General features: G+C 63.5%; 23 protein-coding genes. 11 read left to right on the forward strand and 12 right to left on the reverse strand.

All coding sequences use genetic code 11. The features are described from left to right. Window positions 1-741, forward strand: a 741-nt coding sequence (locus D6850_RS16480) for a DUF1403 family protein (protein ID WP_121168718.1), incomplete at its 5' end; no start/stop codon positions are given. 2 nt (window positions 742-743) lie between these two features. Beyond that, window positions 744-1,355: an SMC-Scp complex subunit ScpB gene (gene scpB, locus D6850_RS16485; protein ID WP_121168880.1), complete on the forward strand. Its 612-nt coding sequence runs from the start codon at window positions 744-746 to the stop codon at window positions 1,353-1,355. Window positions 1,356-1,538: 183 nt separating this feature from the next. Here scpB and D6850_RS16490 read toward each other — a convergent pair whose 3' ends face one another. After that, complete coding sequence (locus D6850_RS16490) at window positions 1,539-2,489, reverse strand: site-specific integrase (protein ID WP_121168719.1); 951 nt, start codon at window positions 2,487-2,489, stop codon at window positions 1,539-1,541. 45 nt (window positions 2,490-2,534) lie between these two features. On the opposite strand from D6850_RS16490, the gene D6850_RS16495 reads away from it, so the two are divergent. Further along, a complete protein-coding gene (locus D6850_RS16495) occupies window positions 2,535-2,810 on the forward strand; it encodes a hypothetical protein (protein ID WP_121168720.1) in 276 nt (91 codons plus the stop codon). Here D6850_RS16495 and D6850_RS16500 read toward each other — a convergent pair. The 8 genes from D6850_RS16500 to D6850_RS16535 form a co-directional block, all read right to left on the reverse strand. Beyond that, on the reverse strand, window positions 2,750-3,268 hold the full coding sequence (locus D6850_RS16500; protein ID WP_121168721.1) for a hydantoinase B/oxoprolinase family protein: 519 nt from the start codon (window positions 3,266-3,268) through the stop codon (window positions 2,750-2,752). The genes D6850_RS16495 and D6850_RS16500 overlap by 61 nt on opposite strands. A gap of 18 nt (window positions 3,269-3,286) precedes the next feature. After that, window positions 3,287-3,889, reverse strand: a complete 603-nt coding sequence (locus tag D6850_RS16505; protein WP_121168722.1) for an amino acid synthesis family protein — start codon at window positions 3,887-3,889, stop codon at window positions 3,287-3,289. Next, a complete protein-coding gene (locus D6850_RS16510) occupies window positions 3,886-4,692 on the reverse strand; it encodes an alpha/beta fold hydrolase (protein ID WP_121168723.1) in 807 nt (268 codons plus the stop codon). The genes D6850_RS16505 and D6850_RS16510 overlap by 4 nt, the downstream gene beginning before the upstream one ends. Before the next feature lie 5 nt (window positions 4,693-4,697). Further along, a complete protein-coding gene (locus tag D6850_RS16515) occupies window positions 4,698-5,792 on the reverse strand; it encodes an LLM class flavin-dependent oxidoreductase (RefSeq protein ID WP_121168724.1) in 1,095 nt (364 codons plus the stop codon). Window positions 5,793-5,820: 28 nt separating this feature from the next. Next, the gene (locus tag D6850_RS16520; protein WP_245964225.1) at window positions 5,821-7,329 is read right to left on the reverse strand and encodes an aldehyde dehydrogenase; all 1,509 of its coding nucleotides are present in this window, start codon (window positions 7,327-7,329) and stop codon (window positions 5,821-5,823) included. Next, on the reverse strand, window positions 7,326-8,321 hold the full coding sequence (locus D6850_RS16525) for a flavin reductase family protein (protein WP_121168725.1): 996 nt from the start codon (window positions 8,319-8,321) through the stop codon (window positions 7,326-7,328). Before D6850_RS16525 ends, D6850_RS16520 begins: the two co-directional genes overlap by 4 nt. Window positions 8,322-8,426: 105 nt before the next feature. Next, window positions 8,427-10,190, reverse strand: coding sequence for a helix-turn-helix domain-containing protein (locus D6850_RS16530; RefSeq protein ID WP_121168726.1), 1,764 nt, complete (start codon window positions 10,188-10,190; stop codon window positions 8,427-8,429). Window positions 10,191-10,240: 50 nt separating this feature from the next. Beyond that, on the reverse strand, window positions 10,241-10,888 hold the full coding sequence (locus D6850_RS16535; RefSeq protein ID WP_121168727.1) for a cysteine hydrolase family protein: 648 nt from the start codon (window positions 10,886-10,888) through the stop codon (window positions 10,241-10,243). A 217-nt stretch (window positions 10,889-11,105) separates the two neighbouring features. On the opposite strand from D6850_RS16535, the gene D6850_RS16540 reads away from it, so the two are divergent. From D6850_RS16540 to D6850_RS16570, 7 genes are all read left to right on the forward strand, one after another. Continuing rightward, complete coding sequence (locus D6850_RS16540) at window positions 11,106-12,218, forward strand: quaternary amine ABC transporter ATP-binding protein (protein ID WP_121168728.1); 1,113 nt, start codon at window positions 11,106-11,108, stop codon at window positions 12,216-12,218. Further along, on the forward strand, window positions 12,218-13,165 hold the full coding sequence (locus D6850_RS16545; RefSeq protein ID WP_121168729.1) for an ABC transporter permease: 948 nt from the start codon (window positions 12,218-12,220) through the stop codon (window positions 13,163-13,165). The genes D6850_RS16540 and D6850_RS16545 overlap by 1 nt, the downstream gene beginning before the upstream one ends. 93 nt (window positions 13,166-13,258) lie before the next feature. Beyond that, window positions 13,259-14,287 carry a glycine betaine/L-proline ABC transporter substrate-binding protein ProX gene (gene proX, locus D6850_RS16550; protein ID WP_121168730.1) on the forward strand — a complete coding sequence of 343 codons (1,029 nt, stop codon included), beginning with the start codon at window positions 13,259-13,261 and terminating at the stop codon, window positions 14,285-14,287. A gap of 349 nt (window positions 14,288-14,636) precedes the next feature. Further along, window positions 14,637-15,212, forward strand: a complete 576-nt coding sequence (locus tag D6850_RS19760; protein ID WP_121168731.1) for an aspartate racemase/maleate isomerase family protein — start codon at window positions 14,637-14,639, stop codon at window positions 15,210-15,212. A gap of 110 nt (window positions 15,213-15,322) precedes the next feature. After that, window positions 15,323-15,526 (forward strand): recombinase family protein, encoded by a 204-nt coding sequence (locus D6850_RS19955; protein ID WP_425452413.1) that lies wholly within the window; start codon window positions 15,323-15,325, stop codon window positions 15,524-15,526. Window positions 15,527-15,761: 235 nt separating this feature from the next. Beyond that, complete coding sequence (locus tag D6850_RS16565; RefSeq protein WP_147438916.1) at window positions 15,762-16,205, forward strand: hypothetical protein; 444 nt, start codon at window positions 15,762-15,764, stop codon at window positions 16,203-16,205. Further along, complete coding sequence (locus D6850_RS16570) at window positions 16,202-17,251, forward strand: Ldh family oxidoreductase (RefSeq protein WP_121168734.1); 1,050 nt, start codon at window positions 16,202-16,204, stop codon at window positions 17,249-17,251. The genes D6850_RS16565 and D6850_RS16570 overlap by 4 nt, the downstream gene beginning before the upstream one ends. Before the next feature lie 275 nt (window positions 17,252-17,526). Here D6850_RS16570 and D6850_RS16575 read toward each other — a convergent pair whose 3' ends face one another. The 3 genes from D6850_RS16575 to D6850_RS16585 all read right to left on the reverse strand — a co-directional run bounded on the left by D6850_RS16575 (window position 17,527) and on the right by D6850_RS16585 (window position 21,195). Then, window positions 17,527-18,816 carry an MmgE/PrpD family protein gene (locus D6850_RS16575; protein ID WP_121168735.1) on the reverse strand — a complete coding sequence of 430 codons (1,290 nt, stop codon included), beginning with the start codon at window positions 18,814-18,816 and terminating at the stop codon, window positions 17,527-17,529. 243 nt (window positions 18,817-19,059) lie between these two features. Further along, window positions 19,060-19,995 carry a LysR family transcriptional regulator gene (locus D6850_RS16580; protein ID WP_121168736.1) on the reverse strand — a complete coding sequence of 312 codons (936 nt, stop codon included), beginning with the start codon at window positions 19,993-19,995 and terminating at the stop codon, window positions 19,060-19,062. Window positions 19,996-20,070: 75 nt separating this feature from the next. Further along, complete coding sequence (locus tag D6850_RS16585) at window positions 20,071-21,195, reverse strand: zinc-dependent alcohol dehydrogenase family protein (protein WP_121168737.1); 1,125 nt, start codon at window positions 21,193-21,195, stop codon at window positions 20,071-20,073. Window positions 21,196-21,399: 204 nt separating this feature from the next. On the opposite strand from D6850_RS16585, the gene D6850_RS16590 reads away from it, so the two are divergent. After that, on the forward strand, window positions 21,400-22,362 hold the full coding sequence (locus tag D6850_RS16590; protein ID WP_121168738.1) for a cyclase family protein: 963 nt from the start codon (window positions 21,400-21,402) through the stop codon (window positions 22,360-22,362). Window positions 22,363-22,368 lie beyond the last annotated feature (6 nt).

Raw genomic sequence — 22,368 nt, forward strand, 5'->3', positions numbered from 1 at the left:
GCGGAAACGACGCCCGGGGCGCTGCTGCGGGACCGCCTGGCGCTGCGCGCCGCCGCGGCGTGCGCGGCCTTCGCGGGGCGCCCCGAACGGGCGGGGGAATTGCGCGACGCGGCGCACCTGCTGAGGCCCGGGGACCTGCCCGGCCCGGCCGGCGAGATCTACCTGTCCTGGCGCCGCGCGGTGGAGCGGCCGGCGTCGCCCGGGGCCCTGGCCCGGGCCCTGCCCGGCGAGGACGAGCGGCGGATCGCGACCTGGCTCGACGCGGGGGGCGCGGAGGCGCCCGTCGCCCGCGCCTCTTTGGTGCTCGAGACGGTTCTGGCGGAGCGCCCGCGCGCCGAGGCGGCCGGTCTCATCCTCGCCGATGCGGCGCTGGCGCAGGCCCTGGGCTGGGCCGGTCCGGCGCCGCTGCTCGTCAATGGTCTGAAGCGCGCCGATCTGCGCAAGCGGGGCGATGATCTCAGGGTCGCCTGCCACCGCGCGGCGACGCACGCGGCGACCGAGGCCCTGCGCCTTGCCGCGGATCTGGCGCGGCGCGTGGCGCGGCTGAACGCGGTGGCGCCGAAGTTGCGCGCGAAAGGCGCCGCGGCGGCAGTCGAGATATTCCTGACCCGCGACGCGGCGGCGCCCGCGGCGCTGCTCCTGCCGGACCGGGCGGCGCGCCGGCTCTGCGACCGGCTGGTGGACCTCGGCGCGGTGCGCGAACTGACCGGGCGCGACACGTTCCGGCTCTACGGGGTGTGAGCGTGGCGAAGACCCGAGCCGAGCCCGAGCTGGACCGCGAACTGGCCAACCTGCCGCCCGAGCTGCGCTGGCGGGAATGGATGCACAGGGTCGAGGCGGTTCTGTTCGCCAGCGCCACGCCTGTGCCGCGCGAGGACCTGGCCCGCGTGGTGGGGCAGGGGGCGTCGGTCGACCTGCTGGTCGAGGACCTCGCCGCCGATCTCGAAGGGCGCGCCTTCGAGGTGGCGCGGGTGGCGGGCGGCTGGATGCTGCGCACCCGCGCGGCCCACGCGCCGGCGATCCGGGCAGCCGCGGATGTCGGCGACCAGGCGCTCGATCTTCGCGAATACGACATCGCGGTGCTCGCCGCGATCGCCTATCGCCAGCCGATCACCCGCGACGGGCTGAAGGACATCTTCGGGCGCGAGGTCGGGCGCGACCTGATCGGCCGTCTGCATGCCCGCGGCCTCATCGCCACCGGCCCCCGCGCCCCCCGCCGCGGCGCGCCCTACACCTTCGTGACGACCGAGCGGTTCCTGCTCGCCTTCGGCCTCGAAAGCCTGCGCGACCTGCCGGATCGCGAGGGGCTGGAAGACGCGGGAGTGGCGTCCGGAACCGGATATTCTCGTGCGTGAGGCAGAAAACCGGAGGCGGTCGACCTTGCCCCTCCGTATGCTCAGCCGGCTATGCGCAGTGTGTCGGCAATGGGCGCCGCATCATGAACGGAGTGCCACGGGACGTAACGTTGGCGACCAGGATCTCGTCACCGAGCACGACGAACGGCAATTCCGGCGATCCGGTCACGATCTGGCCCGGCCTCACGATTGCGGCGCGCTGAGCTGGCCGACAAGCGCATCGAATTCCCGGACGGCTTTGCTTTCGTCGAACTCCGAGCGATAGACCTTTTGGGTATGCCGGTCGGTATGGCCGAGCATCGCTTGCAGCGCCCAGAGCGCCTCGGGACGGGTGCGGCGAATGAGATCGGCGATGAGCGTACGCACCAGGTGGCCATGGATGTCGAAATCCGCCGCCAGGCGTCGATTGATGTAACCCTTGCCGACGACGTGATCGGACAGCGTCAGCAGGTTCATCCCCTCGATTTCGGCGAGCCGACCGGGTAGCCGCCACTCCGGCCGATCCCCGAGAATGTGGCGGTCGATCAGCGCGGAGGCGCCGGGCCAGAGCGCATCGACCTCCTTGGCCTTGCCGGTCTTGCCCTGCCGGATGCCGTGGCGCCAGTCGCCAGCCGCGTCGCGGACAAGATCGATGCCGATGCGATAGAACCGCAGATCCCCCTGCCGGTCGCCGGTATTGACCAGCAGCGCGTAGATCATTGCCTTCTGCCTGAGCTTCGCCGCCTTGACCGAGTCGCCGGCGAGGGTCTTCGCCTCTGCTGAGCAGGCCAGTGCGAGCTTGAGGAGATCCGCGAGCGAAAAGGCCGTGCGAAACTCTCTGAGCCGGGCCCATTTCCCGGGATCGCTCTCCGCCGCTTCCTCGGCAAGGGCTGCGATCAGGTCTGCGAGGGCGGCGTGGCTCGCCTCGTCGAACAGCCCGGCGCGCAGGAAAAACATCCGCGCGCTCTCGAGATAGTCGCGCGCGGTCCCGAAACCGACAGCGCGCTTCTCCCCGAGGTAGTGCAGGAACCCTGTGAACAGGTCCTCGGACGGGAGAGGCGATATTTCGACCCCGCGACCCGCGGCCCATTCGCGCGACCGGGCAAGCAACCCGACCGCGGAGATCACGTTCGCCCGGGTGCTGGGCGCGAGCATGCGCAGACGCTTACCGTACCCGACCTCAAAAAAGGAGACAGGAACATGACCCCCACCGAAAACCTGACGCCGACCTTCGCGCCGGAACTGACCGCTCTTTCATGGATGACGCAGGTCATCGATCAGCTGGCAAGTGCGCGGACGCCGCGCACCGGCCTGGTTGGCGTCGACATCGGCCATGTCAATCTGCCGGATGTCGATCTGGTCGTCTCGGAGCCCTGCGCCGGCCAGGTCGGCGCAGAGTTCGGGGACGTGAACGCTCAGGCCCGTTCGCGCGACAGCAGAAGGTCTGCCATCTCCGGCCTTTGCTCGAACAGGTGAGGGGTGACGAGGATCATCTGGACCCAGGCCAGCAGGTCGAGGATTTCCGAGCCCGAAACGTCCAGCTCCCTGCGCCTGGTCTCGAAACTCTCAAGCAGCGCGATGACACCGATCCGCGGCTGCGTGCCTTCGGGGGCGGGGTCTTCATACGGCCCGACCCGCCTCGACGCCTTCTTAAGGCTGCGGCTGGCCCGCGAGGTGAGTGCGATTTCCCTCCCGTCGCTCTCGATACGGATCGAGCATGACGCGCCCGGCTCGCCGCCTGCCAGCCCACGCGGCTGGATGTTGAAGCGGTCTGTATAGGTCGAGAACAGCACACCGCCCTCGAGCATCCGGTAACCGTGTTCGAACCCGTGCCCGTCACGCGTGCGGCCCCTGCCGCCCGCCCCGGGGCGGAGTGAGTAATTCTCGATCCGTATGAAGGGATAGTTGTCAACGGCGGAGTAAAAACCGGCCAGTTTTAGCCCTTTCTGGTTTCACGAAGGGGCGGGGCGCACGGTTTGGTCGTGCTTCATCTCTTCCATATCACTGTATCGGTCGCCGATCCGGGCGTGCGGGCGCCCGCCGGTGGCGATCCCGATCGCGATGATGATTTCATCGGGCGCAGGCGCATCGGGAATGGAGAATTCCACGGTCAGGAAATGCGAGCGCGCACCTCCTTTCGTGATATGCCTGAGCGGAAAGGTGATCGAGTTTCCGGGTCCGCCACGCTTGTTCGTAAATGGAATGAACTCCGAGCTGCTGACTGCGTCGCGCAGGTAATTTCCGAAACGCAGCGTATGGATCAGGGCAGATCCGTGCTCGATCTCTCCGTTGACCCCGACGATTGCGGTCTTGCCGAACGCCTCTGCCGGGACCCCGTCGGCCAGCGGCATCAAGCGTTTGACCATCTCGGCGCCAAGCGCGGGAGCCAGGGCGTGGATTTCCGGGCGCAGATCCTCTACAAAGCCGCGCCCCGCCCATGGGTTGCGCAGCACGGTCGCTAGTGCGGCGATGCGTAGCGGCGGATCGGCGGGCTTGCCGCCTTCGACCAGCACATCTTCGACATGGGTGACAAATTTGCGGATTTCGGGTTTCATTTCAGCTCCTTCGCTTGGGCCGCTTCGAGAAAATCAGATAGATGACGCGCCACCAACCCGGGGGCTTCCAGCAGGATCGAATGTTTCAGGCCCGAAAGGATGTGCAGTTCTGACCCTTCGATCCGTTCATGCATGAACCGCGCCATGCGCGCGTTCGATCCGATGTCATGTTCGCCCGTCATGATCAGCGTCGGCGCCGCGATTCGCCTGATCTGTTCACCGAGGTCGTTTTCGGCCAGCACGTTGTAGGCGGCCATGTAGCAGGCAGGGTCGTTCCGCATCGCGGCTTTGCGCCGCGCGGCGATGATGCCCGGATTGGCGGCAACGAATTCCGGCGTGAACCAGCGATCCACCGCATTGGCCAGATGAGTGAGCGGACCCTCGCGCGCCAGGATGTCGCGCCGAGCCAGAACCCGCTCGCGCTCATCGGCGTTGCGCCCTGCAATCGTCGAAAGAAGCGCCAGTGCGCTCAGCCGCCCAGGATGATCCAGCGCGATCCGTTGTGCAATCAGCCCGCCCAGCGAAAAGCCCGCCAACGCGAATCGGTTCAGGTCCAGATGATCCGCCAGGTCGACGATGTCGGCGGCCATGCCGGCAAGCGTGTAGGGGCCCGACACGCGCTCGGACCTGCCATGTCCGCGCAGGTCGGGCCGCAGATGGCGGCGCGTCGCGGGCAGGTGCGCCAGCACTTCGTCCCAACCATGCAGGTTAGAGCCGACGCCATGTACCAGGATGACCGGCGGCCCGGATCCCTCGTCAAGATAATGCAGGGTATGCCCCTGCCGGTTCACATGCTGCGGCATGCCCGCTACGCGCCCGAACCGACGGCGACGGGGGCCGCCTCATGCTGCGCGTGGCCGGCGTCTTCGCCGCGGAAATGCGGCAGCACCTTGTCGCAGAACAGTTCCAGCGACCGTCTGGCGACCTTGTGAGGCATGAAGAATGTCGCGCCGATCAACAGGTGATCGACCCCGGCCTCGCGATACCGCTCGATCTTGGCGATGATCTCTTCCGGCGTGCCGAACAGCATGTTCTCGCACAGCGCCTCGGGCCGGTACTCGTCGCGGTTGGCGACAATTTCGAAATCCACGGGTTCGGGATAACCATGGCGGACCTCGCCGATGCCCTTGAAGAGATTTTCGAAGTTGCGGCCGAAATTGATCGCGCCGTTGACGGCGGCTTCGCGCCCGGCGTCATCTTCATAGACGCAGGCAAGGCGCATCGTGGCATGTTCCGGGCGCTTCCCGGCCGGAAGGTTGGCCGTGGCCTCGTTGAACTTGCGTTGCAGGTCTTCCACTTCCCCGAAGGGTTTGCGCAGCGCGGTCGACATCACGTTGCAGCCGTTCTCGACTGCGAAGCGGAAGGTGTTCTCGTCCCGCGCGGCCACCCACATCGGCGGGAATTTCTGCAACGGGCGCGGCACGCAGGCAGTTTCGGGAAATTGCCAGAGCTCGCCGTCATGCGCGTAATCTCCGCTCCAGAGCGCCTGAACTGCCGGAATGATCTCGCGCAGATGGCGACCGCCCTCGCGCTGATCCATGCCGCCGGCCATGCGGTCGAACTCGTACTGATAGGCCCCGCGCCCAAGACCCAGTTCAAGCCGCCCGCCCGTCAGAATGTCGCAAAGCGCCGCTTCACCTGCCAGCCGGATGGGATTCCAGTAGGGCGCGGCGACGACGCCGGTGCCGAGGCGGATGCGGCGCGTTTGCGCGCCCCAATATGCTAGGAGCTGGAAAGGATTGGGCGAGACGGTCAGTTCGATGGTGTGATGCTCGGCCGTCCAGGCGGCATCGAACCCGCCCTGATCGGCGATCTGTACCAGTTCGAGCGCCTCTGCGGCGATCTCTTTAATCCCTTGCGACCCATCGAGACGGCCCATGTTGACGACAACGGAAAACTTCATCTCTTTCTCCCAGTCTTGTATTGAAAACTCATTTCTGCACGCGCATGACGAAGGCGTCCTGCGTCTGACCCGAGTAGTCGATGGATACGGTCTTGATCCGGCTGTATTCGGCGATCGCGGCAAATCCGTTGTGCTTGCCGTAGCCCGACTCCTTGAAGCCGCCCGAGGGCGACATGATCGACGGGCTGCGATAGGTGTTGATCCAGACCATTCCTGCCTCGATCCTGCGCATGAAGCGCAGTGCGCGGTTGATGTCGTCGGTCCATATTCCGGCAGCGAGACCAAAGCGCGTATCGTTGGCCATCGCGATCATCTCTTCGTCGTCCGAATAGCGCATCACCGCCAGCACCGGGCCGAACACTTCGTCGCGCGCCAGCGTCATGTCGTTGGTCACATCGGCAAAAACAGTGGGTTGGACGAACCAGCCATCGCCCAGCCCTTCGGGTCGACCGCCCCCGGATACCAGCCGCGCGCCTTCGGTCTTGGCCCCTTCGACGAAACGACCGACCTTTTCGACCTGATCCCAGAGCGCCAGCGGGCCAAGCTGCGTGTCGTCCGCGGTTGGGGCGCCGATGCGGATATCCCCGGCGCGGGCGGCAAGGCGCTCGACGACCTCGTCGTAGATGCTATCATGCACGAGACACCGCGAGCCCGCGACGCAGGTCTGCCCCCCGGCCGCGAATATGCCCGAAACCACACCATTCACGGCGCGATCCAGATCAGCGTCCTCGCAAACGATGTGCGGTGATTTGCCCCCAAGTTCCAGCGCCGTCTGGGTAAGATTCTGCGCGGCGCCGGCAGCGATGAGCCGTCCTGTCGCCGGCCCGCCGGTGAAATCCACCTTGTTCACCCCGGGATGGCGCACCAGGGCGTCGCCCACTGTATCGCCGCGCCCCGTCACGACGTTGAAGACGCCGGACGGAAAACCCGCTTCTTCCACCAGTTCGGCCAGCGCCAGTATCGAGGCCGATGCATGTTCCGACGGTTTCACGACCATCGTGTTGCCGACGGCGAGGCAGGGGGCCATCGCCCGATTCAGCAACAACAACGGCGAGTTCCAGGGCACGATGGCCGCCACGACGCCGATAGGTTCGCGCAGGGTAAAGTTCAGCATGTCGGGCTTGTTGACCGGGATCGTGGCGCCCTCGATCTTGTCGGCCATGCCGGCAAAATAGCGCAATCCCACTGCTACGGCCTGGGTCAGCGCGCGCATCTCGCGCAGGAGTTTCCCGTTGTCCTGAACCTCGAGCCGCGCCAGGCGTTCGCAATCGCGTTCCACGAGATCGGCCAGCCGGCCCAGGAGCAGGCCGCGATTGCTTTGGGACAGGTCCCGCCACTCAGGGTCCGACAGCGCCGCGCGCGCGGTCTGCACGGCCTGATCCACCTCCTCGGGGGCGGCGTCGGCAATGGCGGACCATTCCAGCCCGGTCGCCGGATCGAAGCTGGGAATCGTCCCGCCCCTGGAGGCGACGAACCGATTGCCGATGAACAGCGGTAGGCGTTGTCCCTTGAGCGATTCGGCATCGAATTGCATCATTGCACTTTCTCTCCGTTGTTGAGTGTCGCATCCCATTGAGTCGGCGCGCCCGCAAACCGGGCGACATGACCGATATGGCGCGCCGCATCGACATAGAGCCCGAACGCCTCGGCGCGGCACTCCAGGGCATAGCGACGCAGCATCGCGCGCACCGGGCGGGCGGCGACCTGGTCGAGCGGAAGTGCATCAAGATCGAAAAGCCGCATATCTTCCGGCAGCGTGTCCGACGGCTCGATTCGGCCGTGGAAGAACACCCAGGTGCCCGCGTCGTCGGGATCGTCGAATAATGAATAGAGCACGTTCCATTCCACGCCGAGGCCCAGTCCGGCAAGCTGTTCCTCCATGTTTGCGCGCGCAGCGCGCAAGCTTGTGGAAGGTGTGCTCATCGGCAGGCCCCAGCCTCCGCCCTCACGCTGCATCAGAACGCGTTCGCCGGCGCCGAGGATGCACCCGGCGCGGATCGCACCGCCCCCGTTCCGCGCGGCGTTACCGGTGCGGGGCGGGCTGAGATATTGGCCCTGCAGATAGATCATCGGTGTTCGCGTGCTGCGCTCGAAGGCGTCGATACGGCCGATCAGGACGACGTGATCGCCCGCGTCGATAACTTCGTGAACCCGGCAATCGAACCAGGCCGCCACGTCCGGCAGAAGCGGGGCGCCCTGGCGGCCGGACGTCCAGGCGGTATCCTTGAAGCGATCGTCCAGCGGCGCGGCGAACCGACCGGCGATCGCGTCCTGCCCATCGGCGAGGATGTTGACCGCGAAACTCTCGGCCGTGCGGAAGGTCGCCAGGTTGGACGACGTCTTGCCAATGCAGATCAGCAGAAGCGGCGGGTCGAGCGAGACCGAGGTAAAGGAATTGGCGGTAAACCCGACCGGTCGGCCATCCTGCGCGAGCGTTGTGACCACCGTGACCCCCGTAGCGAACGCCCCGAAGGCGTCACGAAGCGCCGAGGTCAGCGCCGTCTTTTCCAGTCTGTCGCAATCCGCCATGTTCGCGCGCCTTTACTTTCGTGCCGTTGGGGGCGTGGCGAAACGATAAACCGGAGCGTCGTTCGCATCGTCGGGGGAAGACGATCATGAACTCCACTTTTTTTGCTAGGTTTGATAGGAATTCCGCAACTGGTAGAGCCGCAGGGCCAATTCCAGTTCGAAGCATTGGTCGGGATCGGTCAGATCCAACCCGTGCCGTTCTGACAGCCGTTCCAACCGGTAGCGCAGGGTCGAGACGTGGATTTCCAGCGTGTCGGCGGTTTCCTGCTGGCGGCGACCGGAAGCGAGAAATGCCGATAGCGTCTCGATTGCGGTGCGTCCCTTGGACGATCCTCCCTCGGCAATGGGCGCAATGGTCTCGGCTAGAAATTCCTGTGCCACGGTGTCACCGATCGAGGCCATGAACGCGGGCACGGCGCCGAGACGCCGCCTTGCAATCCAACCCTCGGCGCGCATCGATTCGGCTACCTGGAGATTACGCCGGCACAGATCGTAAGCGGCGGCGATCTGGCCGGGTGCCGTGATCGGTTGCGATTGCACGATCAAGGGACGGCCGGACAGAACCGTTCGGATCGCCTGCAAAAAGGCGTCGCGCCCGGTCGTTTCGTCCAGCATGTCGCCGTCATGCAGCAGAATGAAGATCGTTCCATCGATCACACATGAAATCGCTTGGCCGAACTGCTGTTGCGCCTTTCGCAGGACAAGCGAATGGGCGCTGTCCGTCGGGCGCCGATGCTCCGGTGTCGAAATGGCCAAAAGCCGCATTTCCACGTTCATCGGAAAATCCAGGATGGCGGCCTCTTCTTGCAATTCCGTCAAGGAGGCGTCCTCGCCGGCGAAGAGCCGCTTCATGAGGCGCTGCGCGGAATGGCCCCGCAACCTGAACGCGAGATATCCGCGCAGGATCAGCGTGGACAGCGCGAACTGTCCGGCTTGCGCGGCGATCTCTTCATGCGGAGACAGATCGCCTTCAACGAGAAGAAAGAGCGCGCCGACTGGCGTGTTGTCAATGGTCAGGCTTTTCATGCGCGCGCTGTGTGTCGTGATCCCGTCAAGGCTGATGCGCACATTCCTTCCCGCCCCCGTGCCATCGTTCTGCAGGCAATAGCCGATCAGACTTTCGGGAAGAGCGGATATCGTGTCGTCCAGGCCTGGCGGCGGTCTGGACGGGTCGAAAAGAGCCTGGCCAGAGGTGAGATCGACAGCAAACCACCCGCTCGGGAACAGGTGCGACAGCGCCCTGAAGAGATCGTCGGCACGATCCGCGTCCAGCGTCGTCGCCAGTGCGGTCGTCAGATTGACAAGGATGTTGCGCAGGTTTTGCGTCTCCCTGCTTTCGCGCTCGAGAATCTGCATCCGACGTACGGCGATATCGGCCAGATCGACGAGGCAGCGCAGAAATCCCATTTCGGCGTCATCCACCTCCTGTACCTCGTCCGAGATGACGGTAAAGACAATGGGCCGGCCTTCCTCGTCGGCAAAGCGCAGCGGTATCATCACCACCGTGCGATACCCCCGCCGCCGAGCGTCTTCGCGAAAGCCGGGATAGTCATCCTGCTCGGAGGCGTCGCGCAGGATCAGAGGCTGGCCGGTTTCCACGATCCGGCCGAGAGGGCTTCCGGCGGCGTCCCATTCCAGGATATCCACTGCGGTGTCGGGCCTGTTGGGATCGTAGCGCACGATCGGCCGCGACACCTGGCGGCGAATGTCGAGCGCCTGAATGCTGCTGTTCGTCCACGCGGAATGCATGCACACCCCTTCGGTCAGCCGGTGCAGCGCGTCGTGCAGATCGCGGCCTTCGTAAATCAGCCGGGCGATCTCCGACACCTTGCGGAATTTTCCGGCATCATCTGCGGTACGCTGGGTCATCGGCTTTCGGGGACGAGTCGCAAGAGGATTGAACCGTTCGGCGCGCGAGGTCAACCGTCCGTTTCCTTGGTCAGGGGTGCCATGAGCCGAGCCTCGATTTCGGACGCATCCATGACCCAGCCGTAATTCCCGGCGAAGGCGTCCAGCGCGGCGTCGTGACGAGTGGGGGAATTCGACGCCACTGCATCGCGAACCATGGCGGTCGGGTAACCGTGATGCACCGCGTGGCGCGCGGTATCTTCGACGCACATCTCGGTCAGCGTTCCCGTCACGGCCAATGCGTCCACCCCCAGCGATTGCAGCTGCTGATGCAGATTGGTTTTGAAAAAGGCGCTGTAGAATATCTTGTCGATCACGATGTCCCGCGGCTCCGGCGCGAGTTCGTCAATCATGGCCGCGGCGTCGCGATCCTGGTCCACATCGGCATAGCCGCGCATATGGCCCGGCAGGCAAGCGCTTACTGGCGGTTCGATCAATTCGAGCCAGGGCAGGCGCGTCTGAAGGTGGCGATAGTCGGGGGCGGCGACATAGCGCGTGAAGACCACTGGCAGACTCCGCGCGCGAAACGCGGAGATCAGGGCCTGTAACCTTACCACGATGTCACGGCTTGAGGGGACCTCCATCGGGGCGCCTCTGCGCACGAAATCGTTTTGCATGTCCACGACGATCAGTGCGGGACATCGGGCCGAGTGGAACATGGGGGCGACTCCTCGGATCCTGTTGATGTATGATTGGTATCATCGGGGCGGCTCGTTGCTATGATGTAAACCGCCGAAGCTTTTGCGTTCTGACTCCTACGTTTCATAGGAAGACAGAAGTGACGGCGTGCGTATCAATCGCTTTACCATACGGCCGCGATAGAGGAAGCATCTCGCTTCGCACCATGCCGACATCAAGAGAAAGGCGTCTGAAATCGTGACGGACAGGATTGAAATCCGCAATCTCTTCAAGATTTTCGGGAAACATCCCGAAGACTCGTTACGTCGCCTGAGAGAAGGCGCGACAAAAGAAACGCTCCTGGCCGAAACGGGGAGCGTTCTGGGCGTGGACAATGTATCGCTCAACGTCCCCAAAGGGTCGATCTCGGTCATCATGGGGCTTTCGGGATCGGGCAAGTCTACGCTCGCGCGCTGCGTCAACCGCATACTGGAGCCGGACGGAGGTCAAATCCTTCTGGATGGCGAGGACATCACCTGTTGCAGTCCCGACCAAATGCGCGAGATCCGCCGGCATCGCATCTCGATGGTGTTCCAGAACTTCGGGCTTCTGCCCAACAAGACCGTGATCGAGAACGTCGGTTTCGGGCTGAAGCTGCGCGGGATGTCCGAGAGAGAGCGCCAGCGCAAGGCCGAAGAGATGCTTGAGGTCGTCGGCCTGTCGGCATGGGGTTCGCATCTTCCGGCCTCGCTGAGCGGCGGGATGCGTCAGCGGGTCGGCCTTGCCCGCGCATTGGCGACCGAGGCGGACGTGCTGATCATGGATGAGGCCTTCAGTGCGCTCGATCCGCTCATCCGCAGCGAAATGCAGGATGAACTGCTGCGCCTTCAAACCCGACTGCACAAAACCGTGCTGTTCATCACCCACGATTTCCAAGAGGCGCTTCGGCTTGGCACGCGCATCGCCATCATGGCCGACGGCGCTCTGATTCGCGAAGGCGCCCCACAGGAGATCGTGGAAGATCCCAGGAGCGAATACGTGGCAGGCTTCACGCGCGGAGTGGATCGTGCGCGCCTTTTCGACGCGCAGTCGATCATGCGCACGGATGAGCGCGACGGATTCCGACTGGACAAGAAAGGCCGGGTCGAAAGCTGGCGAAAGGAGGGGGGGCCGTCGATGGATTTCATGACCGTGAACCTCGAAGACAAGCTGATAGAAATCGCCCGACGCGCCCGCTCGGGGCGGCCGATCGCGGTGATCGACGATACGGGGCGGTTCTGTGGTCATATCCCGCAGGATGCACTCTTGGCGGGCATCGCCGGCGCGGGTGATGCGACGCCGAAAAGCGAAACCAAAGAGCCGGTGGCCTGATGCTGAATCTCGAAAACTACTACATTCCCCTGGATCGCTGGATTCAGACATTCGTGGAATGGATCGCGTTCAATTTCCGGCCCGCATTCCTGGTCATAAAATGGCCGATTGAGGGGCTTCTGAGGCTAATCCAGGATGGGCTTCTAGCGATGCCGCCATTGCTTTTCCTGGTGGTTTTCACCGCACTGGCCTGGTGGCTCGCAGGTCGGGGGCTCGCGATCTTCACGGCGCTGTCGCTCGTCCTGCTGATGTTGATCGGCGTCTGGCCCGAGTCGATGACGACGCTGGCGCTGATCGCCACGGCGATCGTGATCTGCGTCCTGATCGGCATACCGACCGGCATCCTCTGTGCGCGCAGCGATACCGCCTGGCGCATCGTGCGGCCGGTGCTGGACGTGATGCAGACCACGCCGAGCTTCGTTTACCTGATCCCGGTCGTGATGCTGTTCGGCGTCGGCACCGTGCCAGGCGCGGTGGCTGTCGTCGTCGTTGCGGTCCCGCCGCTGATCCGTTTCACCAATCTGGGAATTCGGATGGTGGACCGCGAACTCATTGAGGCCGGCGTCGCCTTCGGCGCCACCGAGCGCCAGCTGCTGTGGGAGGTGCAGTTGCCCCAGGCGCTGCCGACCATCTTGGGCGGGCTCAACCAGACCGTTTTGATGGCGATGGTCATGGCGGTGATCGTCGCGATGATTGGCGCCGAAGGCCTGGGACTGGTTGTGCTACAGGGTCTGGGACGGCTCGACGTCGGACGTGCCGCAGTGGGGGGAATCGGCATCGTCCTTCTGGCGATCATCCTCGATCGGCTGACGCAGGCAATGGCGAACCGCGAACGCCGCGAGGAAATGTCGGCGCGCCCCGGCCTTCGAGCGGTCTTGGGCGGCATGTTTCGAGGATCGCGTCCAGCGCTGCCTGAAGAGGCGATCGAGAAAACCCATGGCAGATAAAGCGCTCACGCGCGCGCATGGGCAAAGCGGCGGCGCAGCCGCAATAAAAGGACGCGCCGCAATTTCCATCCAACAGGAGTAAGGGAAAACGTCATGGAACTGAAGAGACAATTGCTGGCCGGATTGGCCATCGGCGTGTTGGCCATACCGGCGCTGGCTCAAGATCTGCCGGGCGAGGGCAAGACGGTCCGCATCGCGCGTAACGACAGTTTGGGCGCGAACTACGTGCAGGACGAGATCCTGATCTCGATGATCGAGGATCTGGGCTATGATGTCGAACTGGTGACTGTGGGCGTCGCGGCCTTCCTGCAGGCGGCGAAACAAGGCGACATGGATATCACCGCGGACATCAACATGCCCCAGCGCGCCCCGCAGGTCGAGAAGGTCGAAGAATGGGTCGCCTTGGTGGGCGACGGCACGATCGGGGGCGGTGGCATCAACGGCTACACGATCGACAAGGCGACGTCGGAGAAATACGATATCACCAGCCTCGAGCAACTGAAGGATCCCGAACTGGCCAAGCTGTTCGATTCGGACGGAGATGGCCTGGCAAACCTGATCAATTGCGATCCCGGGTGGAGCTGTGGCGATGTGGTGGATTATCAGCTCGAGGAGTTCGGTCTCGGCGACACGGTTGAATCCATCCGCGCCAAGTACGAGCCGCTCATGGCCGAAGTGTTTGCGCGCTACCGGCAGGGCGATTCAGTTCTCTACTACACTTGGAGCCCGTCCTTTGTGACCGAAGGATTGAAGCCGGGCGAGGACGTGGTTTGGCTCCCGATTCCCTATGATGCGCTGCCCGAGGGCGTGAGCAGCAGCGGCAAGCAGGAGGTTTCGGGCGTGGTAGGCTGCGCGGGCGGTCAGGATCCCTGCCGGATGGCGACGGGATCGTGGAACTGGAAGATCGCCGCCAACCGGAAGTTCCTGAAGGAAAACCCCGCCATCGCGGCTCTTGCCGAGACTGTGTCGTGGCCGCTGGCTACCTGGTCAAGCTGGGAGGGGCGCATGAAGGAGGACAGCTCCGATCGGAACATCAAATCCATCGCCGATGATTGGATCGAGAACAATCGCGAAACCTATGAAGACTTCGTCGGAACTGCTCGCAAAGCAGCAACGAAATAGCGCCAGGCGACAACATGCGCGCGGCCCATGCTGTGGGCCGCGCGATAGGTGATCGGTTCCGTTATTTGGTGGTCTGTTGATCCATGACCATCAAATTTCAGGGCAGGGCTCTCGGGCCCAACTTTTCGCGTCTCGAACCGGGCGGATGAGAACGCCGGTGCAAAATTAAAGCAGTTTGCATGGGATTGCCAAGTTGATCACGGCTTGGCTTTGTCAGGTTGCAGCCCACCCGACCGCCGGATAGCGAAGTGTCATGTCTGTCCGTCGTCATATAAAGTGGGACATCAGAGCGTCTTAAACATTGGAGGCTCTGGTTCGGTTGCGTGATTGATTATGCTGCTTGTTTTTGATGTTGCAAGCGGCGGCTTCGGATCTCGGCACGGTCAATCCCGATCTTTTCGTTTTCGGCTGCACCTCGGGCGGCTCGCTGTTCGGGATGGACTATGACAGAAAGACCTGCGCCGATCTTGGTGAGCTTGCGGGGTGTCCGTCCATGGGCGTTGTCACCGCGGCCGCGGCGGCCTTGGACCGGGCAGGCGCAAGGCGACTGGCCGTCATCACCCCCTACATCGACGACCTGACCAACGCTGTCGCAACCGCCCTTGCCGAAGGCGGCCGCGAGGTCGTGGCCGCGCACGGCATGGGCATCCACGTCAATGTCGCCCTGGCCGATCCGACCCCCGACGAGATCGTGCAGTTTGCCGCCGACAAGCTGAAAGGCAAGCAGTTCGATACCCTATTCGTGTCTTGCACGAATTTCCGCGCCCTCGAAGCGAAACCGGCGCTGGAGGCACATTTCGGCGTGCCGGTCTTGACCAGCAACAGTGCGGTGATCGACGGTATTCGCCGGCGGTTTGAAGAAGCTCCCGCCCAGGCGACGCCGCCAGGGCGAAACGGTGATACACCCAGACGGCGTATCCGATAGCGGCGCGCGGAAAGCGGTACCCCTTGAGATGGGAGAGATCGTCAAGGTTCAGCATAACACTTCGCTATCCGGCGGTCGGGTGGGCTGTAACCTGACAAAGCCTTGAAATCATCCTCGACTTTATTCACCCAGGCGAAACCCTAGCGGTTACGCGCATCGACCGGCTTGCTCGCTCACTTCGGGATCTTCAGACCATCGTTGCGCGGTTGAAAGAAAAGGGCGCGCATCTGGCGGCCATCCAGACCAAACTGGGTGCAGGCCTCTCCCCGACGGAGATTGCCCGCGAGATGGGGATCGCGCGGGACTGTTTGTAATGCAAAGGCTGAAATGCTGATTGGCAACGAGATCACAGAGGCGCCAACTGCATGAAGAAGCCCCCGCGCAAACGACAGCCATCCGCGCCCAAGGTACCTGCGCGAACTGGGGTCAAGGTGCTACCACCACGTAACCTGACCCCAGAGCTTTGCGATCGGGCTGCGCCGGGACATTATGAAGGCATGCCTCGCAGTGGCAGAGACGCACGGACTCACAGTCGAAGGGGGCGATCTCGTGGATATCGACCTGCGCCTTAGTTTTGCGATCAACTTCCGCGTCGGCATCCCGCAGGAGGACGGTGCGATCTATTCCCCGGATAAGGCCATGTTCGAGGTTCTCGCACCTCACCCTGGGCTTGAGCCCTCAGACCATGGCCGCACCTTCCGATCGAAGGATGAATCGTTCCGCATCGTCGCCACCAATCCCAACAGGCTGAAGTATCCGGTCAGTGCTGAACGCGTGTCGGATGGGCGGGCCTTCAAGTTCCCCGCGAAAACGCCGCCATGTATTTGCAGCGTCCTGATCTGTGAAATCCATGCGCTTAGTTCTGCTAAAAGCCCAAATATGCAGCTTCGGGCCGCGTGGCGCTTGCTTGCGGCGTGGGGAAATGGCGGGCACTCTGGGCCTGAACAGACCGATGATCGCGAGATCCCGCGCAGCAACAAGGACCCCACATGACTGAGAATTCATCACCCGCGAGCGACGCGGTCCGGCTTGATCTGGATGAAGTCCGTTCATTGGCGCTTTCCGTGCTGCGCAAAGCCGGGCTCTGCGAAGCCCAGGCCCGCCCCGTGGCGCAGACCATCACGGAGTGTGAGCGTGACGGGCGTCAGTCTCACGGGCTTTTGCGGCTTCCCGGTTGCGTGATGACGATAAACAGCGCGAATTTCAATCGCACCGCCGAGCCCGTAATTTCAGAGCTTACCCCGGCTGTCGTGCGTGCCGATGCCTGCTTTGGCTACTCTCTTCTGGCTTTTGAGCGCGCGCTGCCGCAGTTGGAGCAAAAGGCCAAGGCGCTTGGCGTCGCGGTTCTGGCGATCAACAACTGCTTTCATTTTTCCGCGCTCTGGCCAGAGGTGGAGAGCATTGCCCGGATGGGCCTCGCGTCGATGGCAATGACGCCGAGTCACGCCTGGGTGGCGCCCTCGGGTGGCATGAGGCCCGTGTTGGGAACCAATCCTTTCGCCTTTGGGTGGCCGCGTGCGGACACCGATCCATATGTGTTCGATTTCGCGACAAGCGCGATGGCGCGCAGCGATATCGCAATGGCGAAGCTGTCTGGGCAGATGCTTCCTGACGGTTGCGGTTTGGATGCGCAGGGCCGGCCATCAAATGATCCGGCCGCGGTTCTGGCGGGGGCGATGACGACTTTCGGTGGGCACAAGGGCAGCGCCTTATCGACGATGATCGAGCTGTTGGCCGGGCCGCTGATTGGCGACATGACCAGCCTAGCATCAATGGATTTCGACGCAGGCGAACGCGCGGCGCCCTGCCACGGTGAACTGATCGTGGCGTTTGATCCGGCCCTTCTTGGCAATGATGACCCGGCGACCAATCAGCAGCGGGCCGAACAGGTTTTTGCGGGCTTTACCGATCAGGGTGCGCGGCTTCCTTCGCAGCAACGCTACCTGACGCGGGCGCACAATAAGGCGAATGGGATCGAGATCTCGCGCGAGCTATACGACCGCATTCTTGCGCATGGTGGAGAGCGTGTCGCCTCTTGAATCCACGCAGTGGCGTGAGAGGGGTCTTGCCAGAGGTTGAGCCATGAGGCGGGCGGGCGGCTGAAGAGCATCTGCGGAAAATAAGGCTTTTCGATAAGCACCCTTGCGGCCTGTACGGTTTTCGATATGCGGGATCAGGCAGCCCGTTCCGACTATTTTGCTTGCAACTCTGTCGCCCGGTCGACAATGCGCCAAGTGCGCCAAGTGCGCCAAGTGCGCCGGGGGTGCGTGGGCGCTGCGCTGGGTGTTGCGGCCGATCCAATCAGACTACCCGGTCATGTCCGTTGGTCCATGAGAGTGGCCAGATCGCGGGCCTTCGTTTCGTTGAGCGAAGTCAGCGCGTCGCAGATCGCGTCGCCCTGCGGGCCAAGCAGCGCGTGCGCCTTGCTGCGCAGAGCAATCGCCAGATCATCCACGGGGATCGGCGCGCCGAGATCATGGGCAAAGTCCCGAACGCTGCCGTCGCGCATCTGGATCTCGCCTGCGGCCTGCATGTCCGTCAGGGTCTCGTCGCCGGCGACCTCCACGCACTGGGCGAATTCCGCTAGCTCGGCATCGTTGGCCAACGCGCTTGTGTAGGCCTCGTCGCTTCCGGTGGCATCGCCGCGCAGGGCCATCCCCGCCAGCCAGGCGTAGCTGAATTTCACCTCCAGACCGGTGCGCGGGGACTTGATGTCGCATACGGTCAGCCATCTGGGGTTGGTGCGCAGACGCAGGGCGGTGACGCCATCGATATTGTGGCCCTTCAGGGCCTCGATCATTGCATGTGTGCCGTGGCAGCACGCGTGCAGCTTGTATTTCATATCATCAAGCAGCCACGCCTTCTCCAGTGGGGCGATGTCGCCCGGTGCGTCGCTATGGGTGACGAGATAGCCGTTTTGTCCAAACAGACCGTCGTCGGGGGCGGTGATGCCGGCCATGGCCAGTTGCGCGCATTCCACGCCTGCGGCGGCGGCAACGCCTGCATTATAGGGCTTGCCCATTGTGCCGAACTGACAACGCAGGCCGGTGGCGCGGGTGGCGCACAGTCCGATCGCGGCGCGCATCCGCTCGCGCGTCAGCCCCATCAGCCGTCCCGCGGCGATGGTTGCGCCAAAGGCGCCCGCGGTGGCGGTCTGATGAAACCCGCGCTCGTAATGCGCGCGGCCGAGCGCGAGGCCGACGCGGATCGCCGCCTCGGCGCCGATCGCGAAGGCGGTGCAGATGGCATCGGCGCTTGCGTTCTCCACCTCGCCGATCGCAATCGCGGCGGGATAAATCCCGACCGACAGATGCCCCACATGGGCGAAATGCGTGTCGTCGTAGTCCAGCGCATGAGAGGTGGCGCCGTTGACCAACGCCGCCATTCGCGCGGGCGCCCGACCCGCACCGAACAGCGCAGCCTGGGGGGCGCCGCCCTCAAGGTCGGCCATCCTGCGCAGGATCTCCGCCACCGGTTCGGTGACGCCTGCACGCCCGCATACAAGCCAATCCATCAGCGACAGTCGCGCGATGCCCTTGGTCGTATCGGGAATCCGTGCCTCGGGCAGTTCCGCCAGATCAAGAAGTGCGTCCAGTCCGCTCATGTGTCCTCCGCGATACCGGGCACATACTGTTGATCCTGCGCGTCGCTGCCGCGCCGTCGGATGGTTCCGACCGTGCCCATCTGCGCCGGACGGCCCGCGGTGACGCCATTGCGGATGCCGTGACGGTCAGCCGCTTGGTGGCAGGATGTCATGGCTATACCTCACCGGCTTCGTTGCCCCATATGTGCCGCAACAGGCCCGGTTCGGCCAATAGGATTGGCGTCTGACGCCCATCAATCCGGCTTATGTCTCAAATACACCCTCCCAGATATCGCGCTGCACCAGATCGCGCGAGACATCCAGTGTCACCTGCGCGATAGCACGGCAGGCGCGGCTGCTCTTGCGGGTGGGGTTGGTTGCCAGGTAGACTGGGCGCACCATGTCCGGATCGCAGATGGGGGCTTTGACCAATTCGCGGCGCGCAACGAAGTCATGCGCGGCGGCGGGGGCAAAGATGGTGTGGCCCGACCCGCGCGCCACCAGTTCCTTGATCTGGGTCATCGCATCCATTTCGATGGTTACGTTCAATTGCACGCCGCGGGGTTGTGCGTAGTTTTCGATCGTCTTGCGCAGGCCATGCGACGGGCTGGGCAGGATCAGCTCCAGTTTTTGCAAATCGCGCAGGCGGACAGGCGTTCCAGGCGGCGTGTCCAGAGGCCAGGCATCGGGTGCCGAGAACAGGAACAGGCGCTCGTTCAATACATGGGTGGTGCGAAAGTGATCGGCCTTCGCCAGATCATAGATAAAGCCGATGTCGACGGTGCCATCCTCGATCCACGTCTTGATATGGCCGCTCATCGCCTCGATCGCCTGCAATCGCAGATCGGGGAATTCTACCCGAACCGTCTCGGCCAGCGGCACCGCCAGGACCATTGAAACCGAAGGCGGCATTCCGAAACCGACCTTGCCACGCAGGGCGCCGCCGGCTTCCTGCATCTCGTCAAGGCAATTCGCGAACGCGGCGCAGACCGTGCGCGCATGTTTCAGGAGCAACGTCCCGTCATCCGTAAGAACGGTGCCGCGCGGGCTGCGCTCGACCAGCCGCACGCCCAGTTCCTCCTCCATTCGCACCACGTTTTGCGACAGAGACGGCTGCGCAACGCCCAGCATGCTGGCGGCCACCGACAGTGAGGGCGACTCGGCGATGGCAATGAAATACCGAAGCTGGCGGATATCCATAGCTGTCCCTTCACTCCAAGGGGAACAGCTAAAGGCGCCGCCTATGAGATTGTCAAGTTTGCGACCGTCCGGGTTTCAGTCAAAATCCACAATCTGGCGGATCGCCGTGCCGTCGTTCAGCCGATCCATCGCCAGGTTGATTTCATCCAGACGCACCCTGTGGCTGAGCATTTTTTCGACCGGCAGTTTGCCTTGCTCGTATAATGCGAACATGCGGGGCAGGTCGCGCTGGGGCACGCAGGAGCCGATATAGCTGCCCTTGAGGGTGCGTTCCTCGGCGACCAGTTTCAGTGCGGGCAGGGCCATGCGCTGATCTGGGTGGGGCAGACCGGCCGTGACGGTCTGGCCGCCGCGCCGGGTGATTTCATACGCGGTCTCCAGTGCCTTGACCGATCCCGCAAGTTCGATGGCGCAATCGACGCCGCCATCGGTGAGGTCGCGGACGGCCTGGATCGTGTCGCCGTCCGCCTTGATGCAATCGGTCGCACCCATGCTGCGCGCCGCGTCCATCTTGGACTCGAAAGGGTCGATCGCGATAACGCGCCCCGCGCCTGCCGCGGTCGCGCCAAGGACCGCCGACAGCCCGACGCCACCCAGCCCGATCACGGCCACGGTCTGGCCCGGCAAGATGCGGGCGGTGTTGAATACAGCCCCTGCGCCAGTCAGCATTGCGCAGGAAAACAGCGCCGAGATGTGGGGGGGGAGATCATTTTCGACCTTGACGAGCGAGCGGCGGTCCATGACCGCATGGGTGGCGAAGGCCGATACGCCCACATGGTGATTGATAGGCTGACCATCCATCGACAGGCGCCGTGCGCCGGTCATCAGTTCGCCAACGCCATGATGTTTGGCCGCGCGTTCGCATAGGGCCGGGCGACCTTCGGCACAGGGGGTGCACTGACGGCAGCCGGGGGCAAAGATGCAAGCCACATGATCGCCGGCCTTCAGATCATCGACGCCTTCGCCGACCTGCTCGACATGGCCCGACGCCTCGTGTCCCAAGACCATCGGCAAGGGGCGCGGACGGGTGCCGTTGATGACCGACAGATCGGAGTGACAGACGCCAGCGGCGCCCATACGGATCAGGACCTCGCCCCGGCCGGGCGGCGCAAGATCGACTTCGCGCACGTCCAGCGGGGCCTCGGCAGCAAAGTTCTCGCTAATTCCGTCGCGCATCAACACGGCTGCTGTGATTTTCATGGTGTCCTCTCCCGAATGTCGCGCTTGGCGCATTGTTGTTGGCCCCAAGGTTAAATTCGCACTTCCACGACGCAATGAAAAAGCGCCGTTCAGGCCATAAGCAATAGGCGGATGATCTAGCTAATCAAGGCACAAACTATTAGTCGTCATCAAGAGATCATGCCACTGTTACCTCCAGTCAAACCTTTGGGAGGAGGATAGACCATGTCTTTTACACGTCATTTTGCCCTTGCTGCGTTCGTCGGCTGCCTCGGCGCCGCTGCCATGGCGCAAGAGGCCGCCAAGCCGGACTGGACCAACTCGCCCTGGGGGGCAGAGGACGAATTGGGCGCCGCCAACACGATGACGCCCGAACGGGTCAAATCCGCAGCAGAGCTTGTGACAACGGGCAAGGTTTACAGCCTTGGCATGGTCGTGGGCCCCGATACGCCTGCGTTTGCGCCCAGAACGCTGTCCGTCACCGTGCTTCAGCCCAATCAGGTATCGACCAGCGGGCTGGGCGAAAATGCGTTCACCTACAATGATGACATTTTCATGGGGTGGCTGGGCATTGGCCCGCAGATCGACGGCCTGGGCCATGCGGGCGTCGACCATGTATATTACAACGGCCACACCGACGATGAGTTCGCCAATGCCGCTGGCCTGACCAAGCTGGGATTGCACAATCTGCCGGGCCTCGTCGGGCGTGGCGTCATGCTGGACATGGCCAAACATTTCGGAGTCGACATGGTCGAGTCCGGCACGCCTTATACCGAGGACGACATCAAGGCCGCCGCAGAGGCGCAGGGCGTCAGTATCGGCGAAGGCGATGTCGTGCTCTTCAATTCCAACTGGATGAACTTGCTGGACGGCGATGATGCCGATCCTGTACGGTTTGGCAGCAGTGAACCGGGTCTTGGTGTGAGCGGCGCCGAATACCTTGCGTCGCTGGGGGTGATGGCCGTGGGTGCAGATACTTGGGGGATGGAGGTCGTGCCGGCCGAAACGGAGGGCGAGGCGTTCCGCGCGCACCAGATCCTGCAACCCGAGAATGGCATCTACATTCTCGAGAATATGGACACGCGCGAGCTGGCGGCCGATGACGTTCACGAATTCCTGTTCGTGCTGGGCCATGCCCGCGTCAAGGGAACCGTCCAGATGATCATCAATCCGATTGCTATTCGCTGATCGTTT

Source organism: Roseovarius spongiae (genome assembly GCF_003651245.1).
Classification (GTDB): Bacteria; Pseudomonadota; Alphaproteobacteria; order Rhodobacterales; family Rhodobacteraceae; genus Roseovarius; species Roseovarius spongiae.

Bases quoted from the DNA above. Each gene is read 5' to 3' on its own strand.
- D6850_RS16490 (WP_121168719.1), bottom strand. From the start codon at position 2,489: ATGCTCGCGCCCAGCACCCGGGCGAACGTGATCTCCGCGGTCGGGTTG.
- D6850_RS16495 (WP_121168720.1), top strand. From the start codon at position 2,535: ATGACCCCCACCGAAAACCTGACGCCGACCTTCGCGCCGGAACTGACC.
- D6850_RS16505 (WP_121168722.1), bottom strand. From the start codon at position 3,889: ATGAAACCCGAAATCCGCAAATTTGTCACCCATGTCGAAGATGTGCTG.
- D6850_RS16510 (WP_121168723.1), bottom strand. From the start codon at position 4,692: ATGCCGCAGCATGTGAACCGGCAGGGGCATACCCTGCATTATCTTGAC.
- D6850_RS16515 (WP_121168724.1), bottom strand. From the start codon at position 5,792: ATGAAGTTTTCCGTTGTCGTCAACATGGGCCGTCTCGATGGGTCGCAA.
- D6850_RS16520 (WP_245964225.1), bottom strand. From the start codon at position 7,329: ATGATGCAATTCGATGCCGAATCGCTCAAGGGACAACGCCTACCGCTG.
- D6850_RS16525 (WP_121168725.1), bottom strand. From the start codon at position 8,321: ATGGCGGATTGCGACAGACTGGAAAAGACGGCGCTGACCTCGGCGCTT.
- D6850_RS16530 (WP_121168726.1), bottom strand. From the start codon at position 10,190: ATGACCCAGCGTACCGCAGATGATGCCGGAAAATTCCGCAAGGTGTCG.
- D6850_RS16535 (WP_121168727.1), bottom strand. From the start codon at position 10,888: ATGTTCCACTCGGCCCGATGTCCCGCACTGATCGTCGTGGACATGCAA.
- D6850_RS16545 (WP_121168729.1), top strand. From the start codon at position 12,218: ATGCTGAATCTCGAAAACTACTACATTCCCCTGGATCGCTGGATTCAG.
- proX (WP_121168730.1), top strand. From the start codon at position 13,259: ATGGAACTGAAGAGACAATTGCTGGCCGGATTGGCCATCGGCGTGTTG.
- D6850_RS19760 (WP_121168731.1), top strand. From the start codon at position 14,637: ATGTTGCAAGCGGCGGCTTCGGATCTCGGCACGGTCAATCCCGATCTT.
- D6850_RS16570 (WP_121168734.1), top strand. From the start codon at position 16,202: ATGACTGAGAATTCATCACCCGCGAGCGACGCGGTCCGGCTTGATCTG.
- D6850_RS16575 (WP_121168735.1), bottom strand. From the start codon at position 18,816: ATGAGCGGACTGGACGCACTTCTTGATCTGGCGGAACTGCCCGAGGCA.
- D6850_RS16580 (WP_121168736.1), bottom strand. From the start codon at position 19,995: ATGGATATCCGCCAGCTTCGGTATTTCATTGCCATCGCCGAGTCGCCC.
- D6850_RS16585 (WP_121168737.1), bottom strand. From the start codon at position 21,195: ATGAAAATCACAGCAGCCGTGTTGATGCGCGACGGAATTAGCGAGAAC.
- D6850_RS16590 (WP_121168738.1), top strand. From the start codon at position 21,400: ATGTCTTTTACACGTCATTTTGCCCTTGCTGCGTTCGTCGGCTGCCTC.